Raw genomic sequence first — 5,453 nt, 5'->3', positions numbered from 1 at the left:
GGCTTCAGCCGCTCGGTCATGCCGAGGTTCATGTCCGCCATCGCTTCCGGTCCTTTCGGGGATGCATCTTTACCCGTGGCAAGGATGACCGTACTTCGGCTAGCCTTGTCAACGCGAGTCCATGGGCGAGTCCCCTGGCCTCGGCCTGCGGCGAGATTGCGGAGGAGCGCCATGAGCTATCTGGACGAGCTGTTCTCGGTCGCCGGCAAGATCGCGCTGGTCACGGGTGCCGCGACCGGCATCGGCCGCATGGCGGCGACCGCCCTGGTCAGCGCCGGCGCCAGTGTCATGATCGCCTCCCGCAAGGGCGAGGACTGCATCAAGGTCGCGAGCGAAATCAACGCCCTCGGCGGCCCGGGGCATGCCGAGGGCTTTGCCGGCGACGTTTCCAGCGAGGCCGGCATCGCCGCGCTCGTCGCCGAGGTAAAGGCGCGGACGGAGCAGCTGCACATTCTGGTCAACAATGCCGGCATCTCCTGGGGGGCGCCGCTGGAAGAGTTCCCCTACCACGCCTGGGCCAAGGTGTTCGGCGTCAACGTCACCGGTGTCTTCCATCTGACGCGTGAACTGCTGCCGTTGCTCGACGCCGCCGCCAGCGAGGCGGATCCAGCCCGGGTGATCAATCTGGGCTCGGTGATGGGCACCCAGCCATTGGCCGACGATGCCTATTCCTACACCGCCTCCAAGGCCGCGGTTCATCACCTGACGCGCACGCTGGCGATCGAGTTCGCCGCCCGCCGCATCACCGTCAACGCCTTCGCCCCCGGTCCCTTTCAGAGCCGGATGACCGCCTTTGCCACCGGAACCGAGGAACAGGCGAAACATGTCGGCGGCCATGTTCCGATCGGCCGCATCGGCATGCCGGATGACATTGCCGGCGCAACGCTCTATTTGTGCAGCCGTGCGGGCAGCTATGTCACCGGCGCCATCCTGCCGATCGACGGCGGCCAGTCGGTGCAGCATGGGCTGACCCTGTTCAAGGAATGAATGTCCGACCGGAACGCCGGCGGGGTGAAGTGGAGGACATCAGCGTGGAACCGATCAGTCTCGATGTGCTTCTGGCCAGCGTCGGCAAGGAAGTCGGCGTGTCGCCCTGGCGCGTGGTCACGCAGCGCATGATCGATCAGTTCGCCGACGCCACCGACGACCACCAGTTCATCCACTGCGATCCGGAACGCGCCAGCCGTGAGACGCCGTTCGGCGGCACCATCGCGCATGGCTTCCTGTCGCTGTCGCTGCTCTCGGCGATGACTTTCGAGACCATGCCGCCGCTCGAAAACAGCAAGATGGGCGTCAACCACGGCTTCGATTCGCTGCGCTTTTTGGCGCCGGTAAAGACCGGCGCGCGCATCCGCACCCGTTTCGTGCTCGCCGACGTCAAGGTCAGGCCCTCGGGCTGGGTGCAGACGGCGCATGACGTGACCATCGAGATCGAGGGCTCGAAGAAGCCGGCGCTGACCGCGCGCTGGCTGACCCTGACATTGATCGAGCGCCAGCCCGAGACCGCATGAACGACCTGAACGCGCTCGATCAGACGGCGCTTGCGCCCTATCTCGAGGCGCATATCCCGGGTTTTGGCGGGCTTTCCGCGACCGAGAAGTTCAAATCGGGACAATCGAACCCGACCTATCTTTTGACCGCGGCAAGCGGCCGCTACGTGCTGCGCGCCAAGCCGCCGGGCCAGTTGCTGAAATCCGCGCATCAGGTCGATCGCGAGTTCCGGGTGATGAAGGCGCTTGCCGCCACCGCCGTGCCGGTGCCGCGCATGCTGCACCTGTCCGACGAGGACTCGCCCATCGGCCGCATGTTCTACGTCATGGAGTTCCTCGACGGCCGCATCTTTTGGGACCCGTCGCTGCCGGAGGCATCCGGGAACGAGGATCATGCCGCCATCTACGACGCCATGAACGCGACGCTCGCCGCCCTGCACGACGTCGATGTCGAAGCCGTCGGCCTTGGCGATTTCGGCAAGCCCGGCAACTATTTCGAGCGCCAGTTCGCCCGCTGGACCAGCCAGTACCGCGCCTCCGAAACCGGAACCATTCCGGACATGGATCGGCTGATCGCCTGGCTGGAGACGCACATGCCGGCCGAGGATGGCCGCGTCTCGCTGGTGCATGGCGACTACCGGCTGGACAACATGATCTTCGCAGCCAGCGAGCCGAAAGTGATCGCGGTGCTCGACTGGGAACTGTCGACGCTCGGCCACCCCTTCGCCGACATCGCCTATCAATGCATGCAATGGCGGCTGCCGCATTCATCGGGCTTTCGCGGCCTCGGCGGCGTCGACCGCGCAGCCCTCGGCCTGCCGTCCGAAGAAGCCTATGTCGAGGCGTATTGCCTGCGGCGCGGGCTTACCGGCATCGACAACTGGAGTTTCTTCCTCGCCTTCTCCTTCTTCCGCCTGGCGGCGATCTGCCAGGGCGTCTATCGGCGCGCGCTGGACGGCAACGCCTCCAATCCGGAAAAGGCCAAAACCTATGGCGAGGCGGTAAAACTGCTCGCCGCGCTCGCCGTGGACCTGATCTACAACAAGATTTGACAATGGGAGAGCTGAGCGATGGGCCGTTTCGATGGAGCGACGGTGCTGATCACCGGTGCGACCGGCGGCCTCGGCCGCGGCGCGGCAAACGCCTTCGCCGCCGAAGGTGCGCGGCTGGTCCTATCGGATCTCGACGAGGCTGCGCTCGGCGATTTCGCCGCGACGCTTGATGCCGAGACGGCAATCCTTGCCGGCAACATCGCTGACGAGAAACTCTCCGAGGATCTCGTCGCGCTGGCGGTGGAGAAGTACGGCCGGCTGGACATCGCCGTCAACAATGCCGGCATCGTCCATGCTTTCGTGCGCCTGCCGCAGGTGGCCTCGGACGAGGCGCGCCGGGTGCTGGAGGTCGACCTGCTCGGCGTCTTCTACGCCATGAAGCACCAGATCCCGCAGATGGAACGGCAGTTCAAGGCAAGCGGCAAGGGCGGCGCGATCGTCAATGTCGCCTCGGTCGCCGGGCTTGGCGGCGCGCCGAAGCTGTCGGTATATGCCGCCGCCAAGCATGGCGTCGTCGGGCTGACGAAGTCTGCGGCGGCCGAATATGCCACCAAGGGCGTGCGCATCAACGCAGTCTGTCCCGCGCATACCAGGACAGCGATGGTGGACGGCTTCGTCCGCGCCAGCGGCTCCCCGGAAGCCGAGGCGATTGCCGAACTCACGCGTGGCGTGCCGATGAAGCGGGTCGGCGAGGTTGAAGAGATCACCACGGGGATATTGTTTCTTGCCGATCCCGCCAACTCCTTCATGACCGGCCATGCGCTGGCGCTCGACGGCGGCATCGGCGCCATCTAGAGCAGAAGGTGTGCGCTTTCCGTCCGGAATTGCGTTGGAACAAGGAGTTAGCGCGGACGTTGGGGAACCTGCCACGCACTTGTTCGTTTCCGTACAGCGTATATAATTTAACAAGGCAACCAACCAACGAAGGCAGGCAAACCTTGCCGTTGAGCGTCCAGACACGCCGCGAAAAACAGAAAGCAGAGCTGCGCTCCGAACTGGTCGAAGCGGCCCACAAGCTCGTTCAGGAAGAAGGCTATGAGGGCCTGACCATCCGCAAGCTGGCCAAGCGGGTCGGCTACGCGCCGATGTCGGTCTATTCCTACTTCGCCGACAAGCAGGACATCCTGTTCGCGCTGGCCGAGGACGCCTTCGAGACGCTGGCGCGGCGGATCGAGGCGCACCCCGCCGACGATCCGATCGAGGCCCTGCAGGCGGTGATGACCGAATACGCCGCCTTCGGCCTCGGCAATCCCAACGAATACCGCACTGTCTTCATGACCGAGAAGACGCGGCTGCCGGAAGGCCGCAGCTACGAGGACATGGAAGAGGGTAATCCGGCGATGAAAGTGCTGATCAGCAGGGTCGAGGCCTGTGTCGCCGCCGGCAAGCTCAAGGGCGACCCGCGCGCCATCGCCACCATGCTCTGGGCGGTCGGCCACGGCACGATCTCGCTCTTGATCACCTTCCCCTTCTATCCGTTCGGCGACCCGCAGGCTTTCGTGAAGCGGATGTGCGATTTCACGCTTGCCTCGCTTTCGACGCAGAACGTGCCGCCACTGACCGAAACGCCAGTCAACTGCTGACTGGAGCAATTCCGCCCAGCGGTTTTGGGCCGGAATTGCGCAGAAGCGAACCCCCGGTTTTTACAGTCCGATCTGGCCGGGCGTCGCGCCGTGCGACATTTTCGTATTTTCAGAAAATTTGACCGTACATGTACGATTTCTCACTTGAACTCGCACTCCGCCGGACGTATATGTACGCCGTATCGTACATGTACGAAAAAGATTGACCGGAGAAAGATGATGAAAAAGACAATCCTCGCTATCGCCGCCGTCCTGGCCTTCTCGGGCGCCGCTTTCGCCGGCACCAGCCATCAGGCCAAGCAGGCTCCTGCCGCGGCTTGCATCCAGACCAACGCCAATGTGAAGCTCGATTGCGGCACGACCGGCTCCGTCGAAAAGACCGGCGCGACGACCAAGACCGACGCCGCCAAGGGCCAGCGTCTGGGCATCGAAATCGATCCGTGGATCGTTCCCAGCACGTTCTAAGGCGGTTCGAACGCCACGAAATACTCAAAGGGCGGCAGGATATCCTGACCGCCCTTTTTTGCTGGATCGATTACTTGCGTGGCTTGCGCCCCGGCACCGTCTTGGCCTTGCCGGGTCTTGCGGGGCCGCCCGGAATGGAGGTCGAGGTGATCGACACCGGATCGCTGGCCGGGAACGTGTCCTCGAGACCTTCCTCGAGTTCCTCTTCCTCGACCTCGTGTGTTCGTTCGTGCTCGAGCGAGCGGACTGCCGCCGTCTTCCTGGGCGGCCTCGGCGCGGATTTCGACGGCATCGGCATTCTCCCTCGACACGCTGCCGCAAAACGGATCGGCGCGTCGATGGTTCCTATGGCTCAGTTCGCCGCGTCGCTCGCCGCTTCCGACAGCAGAGTAAAGACATAGTCCGAGAACGAACGCCAGCATTCGACCCGGAAGGCGTCCGCCGCCGTGCGCAGCAGCACGATCTCGGCCTTGCCGAGGATGGTGCGCGAAGCCGCGCCGACCGGGAACGCGTCAAGAGAGAGATCTTGCGGGCAGCCGGAGTTGACGGTCACGGCGGCAGCCGGGCCGGTGACGGAAAAGGCGACGTTGCGATGCGAGATGCCGACCGCCGAATGCAGCGCCGTCACCTTGGCGCAGTCGGCGAGCGGATCCTTGCCCGCCTCGTCGATCACCAGCCATTCGTCCGGCCCGAGCCAGAGCGCCGTGCGCCCTGCCTTGGCCGCCGAGGTCTTCGGCTTTGCCGGCAAGCTCACGCCGAGCGCCTTCGAAAGCGCGGTCAGCGAAGCCTCCGGCGCGCGCACCGAAATGCGCTCGGCCGGCGGCAGCACTGCAAGCGTGACGCCCTTCGCCTCTATCGCTGTC

At 64.6% G+C, this 5,453-nt stretch carries 8 protein-coding genes; 6 read left to right on the top strand and 2 right to left on the bottom strand.

Annotated elements, in window-relative coordinates; all coding sequences use genetic code 11:
- Positions 1 to 171: 171 nt before the first annotated feature.
- From EN742_RS22510 to EN742_RS22485, 6 genes are all read left to right on the top strand, one after another.
- On the top strand, positions 172 to 987 hold the full coding sequence (locus EN742_RS22510) for an SDR family oxidoreductase (RefSeq protein WP_127405409.1): 816 nt from the start codon (positions 172 to 174) through the stop codon (positions 985 to 987).
- Complete coding sequence (locus EN742_RS22505) at positions 984 to 1,511, top strand: MaoC family dehydratase (RefSeq protein ID WP_281033509.1); 528 nt, start codon at positions 984 to 986, stop codon at positions 1,509 to 1,511. Before EN742_RS22510 ends, EN742_RS22505 begins: the two co-directional genes overlap by 4 nt.
- Positions 1,508 to 2,542 (top strand): phosphotransferase, encoded by a 1,035-nt coding sequence (locus tag EN742_RS22500; protein ID WP_127405408.1) that lies wholly within the window; start codon positions 1,508 to 1,510, stop codon positions 2,540 to 2,542. Before EN742_RS22505 ends, EN742_RS22500 begins: the two co-directional genes overlap by 4 nt.
- 18 nt (positions 2,543 to 2,560) lie before the next feature.
- A complete protein-coding gene (locus tag EN742_RS22495) occupies positions 2,561 to 3,337 on the top strand; it encodes an SDR family oxidoreductase (protein ID WP_127405407.1) in 777 nt (258 codons plus the stop codon).
- 143 nt (positions 3,338 to 3,480) lie between these two features.
- Positions 3,481 to 4,125: a TetR/AcrR family transcriptional regulator gene (locus tag EN742_RS22490; protein ID WP_126058374.1), complete on the top strand. Its 645-nt coding sequence runs from the start codon at positions 3,481 to 3,483 to the stop codon at positions 4,123 to 4,125.
- Positions 4,126 to 4,344: 219 nt separating this feature from the next.
- Positions 4,345 to 4,590 carry a DUF680 domain-containing protein gene (locus tag EN742_RS22485; RefSeq protein WP_127405405.1) on the top strand — a complete coding sequence of 82 codons (246 nt, stop codon included), beginning with the start codon at positions 4,345 to 4,347 and terminating at the stop codon, positions 4,588 to 4,590.
- 70 nt (positions 4,591 to 4,660) lie between these two features.
- Here EN742_RS22485 and EN742_RS22480 read toward each other — a convergent pair whose 3' ends face one another.
- Positions 4,661 to 4,882 carry a hypothetical protein gene (locus EN742_RS22480; RefSeq protein WP_126058372.1) on the bottom strand — a complete coding sequence of 74 codons (222 nt, stop codon included), beginning with the start codon at positions 4,880 to 4,882 and terminating at the stop codon, positions 4,661 to 4,663.
- A 60-nt stretch (positions 4,883 to 4,942) separates the two neighbouring features.
- Complete coding sequence (locus EN742_RS22475; RefSeq protein WP_128333291.1) at positions 4,943 to 5,446, bottom strand: sarcosine oxidase subunit gamma; 504 nt, start codon at positions 5,444 to 5,446, stop codon at positions 4,943 to 4,945.
- Between the last annotated feature and the right edge of the window lie 7 nt (positions 5,447 to 5,453).

The sequence above is a fragment of the Mesorhizobium sp. M4A.F.Ca.ET.020.02.1.1 genome, from assembly GCF_004022645.1.
GTDB lineage: Bacteria > Pseudomonadota > Alphaproteobacteria > Rhizobiales > Rhizobiaceae > Mesorhizobium.
Note: the sequence above shows the minus strand (reverse complement) of the source record. Positions and strands in the feature narration are given on the sequence as shown.